Raw genomic sequence first — 1,872 nt, forward strand, 5'->3', positions numbered from 1 at the left:
GGTGACAGCGTATAATGTAATATAAGTCAAATGCCATTTTTCGCGAAAAATGGCCGCACGAAACCAAAGCCTTCAATAATAATTTTTAAAAACTCAACAATCACAGAACTTTATAATTGCGCTTTTCCGCGATATGAAAGGATCTTGCGTTTCATCCCGCAGGGATACAACCTATTGAATCTAAACTCAGGATTTAACGTATTATTCGTATTTGCGGGACAAGATCCATAACGCTGTCACACGAGGTCGCATTGCCTCAGTCACCTTTTTCGATGTAATCTAATGTCCCGGAAAAGCGCAAATCTTCTTTCTCACATGCCACTTAATACTTCTCGTTACGATACAAGCTGGGCGTCGCGAATGACGTATTGCGTGTAGAATTGTTGACGGGCCTTTTTAGTCGTTAATTTCCGTTCAATTTGTGATTTCAAACTATAGGCAGGGTCTGGACTTCTATAAAAGTTGTTATCTCGTAATATGGCAAAAGCCATGCGCAGTACTCGATTTCCAATGGCAATATAGGCTTGGCGGGTCTTCTTCCCCTTATCTTTCAGTGCTAAATAATGTTTTCTTAATTCGGGATTCATCGCAGAGCACACTTGGCCAACGAGATAAACGGCGTTCCTGAATTGTTGTCTACCTTGTTTTGAAATTCCACCATGTGTTGCCTGATGACCTCCAGACTGCTTCACAATTGGGTTTGTACCAGCCATTTTAATGAGCTGACCTGCATGTGTAAAGCTTTCTAACGCACCCATTTCAGCTCTTAATTCAGCGGCCATTACAAGGCCTATACCCGGAATACTTAACAGCCGTGCACCGTCTGTTTGGAGAAGAAGTTCCTCAATCTTCATTTCCAACATCTTCAATTGATCTGAGATTAATTCCATTGAATCGAGTGTCATTTCAAGTTGATAAAGCTCGGCTTCTAAGTATTCTTTTGGTTTAGAAGCTGATTCTTTTGCGAACTCTATCAAGCAATCAATGGCTGACTTTCGAAGCTTTAGATTCTCTGTTTTTGATAATTCATAAAGGCCATCCTCGCCCAAATGTAGGATATCTTCGGGATGAGGATGATGGCGCATCAAGTAAAAAACAGACTTTGAATCGAGTGTGGAAAAAGGTTTACGATGGATTCGTTTTCCTTTTACCCAAACACTTTTCCCTTGAAACTCTCGAAAGATATGGTCCATCAACATAAGTCTTTGATTATTTAAGCGTGTCCGATTTCCCACCATATTTCTACGAAAGCGTGTAAGCTTCTTCAATGCTTCTAAGGTTTTTGCGGGTTGAACAACAGGATTTCCTCTACCTTGTAAGATCGAATGAATAATTGCCGATAAATCAATATTATCGGTCTTCGACCAGTTCAATAAGGATTGGCGTTCGAACGCGGTCGTAGCTGCATTAATAACGCGCACGACGTACCCTTTTTCATAACAGAATCGGACTAAATCTTCATAATAATGGGCAGTCGTTTCAATTCCTACGACAACTTCCTCAAAACCATTCGCATGACAAACTTCTTCAATCTTCGCCACCAATAATTTGAAACCTGTTTGTGAAGCATCCAATTCAAACGGCGGGACGAGTACGTCCTGGTACACATTCGTCATCAACGTTTTGTGCGTATATTTTCCAATATCTATCGCTACGATTAAAATTTTATTCGCCTTTCCGTCCCTCATTAAATTGACCCAAGGACTTCCATTCTTCCCCGAACTATGATTAAATAATTGCATAGCCATCGTTTTCACTCCTTCTTTTTGGATTGGGTTGGGTAATGGAAGTTCTGTGATTGGTACTTCTTATATACCCCGAAAACGGTGGTTTTTTGCATTTTCGAGGTTATATTACATAATAGTCCCCTTT

At 40.4% G+C, this 1,872-nt stretch carries 1 protein-coding gene; it reads right to left on the reverse strand.

Annotated elements, in window-relative coordinates; all coding sequences use genetic code 11:
* Positions 1-335: 335 nt before the first annotated feature.
* On the reverse strand, positions 336-1,748 hold the full coding sequence (locus tag ACFSFY_RS07910; protein ID WP_381536930.1) for an IS110 family RNA-guided transposase: 1,413 nt from the start codon (positions 1,746-1,748) through the stop codon (positions 336-338).
* Between the last annotated feature and the right edge of the window lie 124 nt (positions 1,749-1,872).

Source organism: Sporosarcina siberiensis, assembly GCF_042681925.1.
GTDB classification, from domain to species: domain Bacteria; phylum Bacillota; class Bacilli; order Bacillales_A; family Planococcaceae; genus Sporosarcina; species Sporosarcina siberiensis.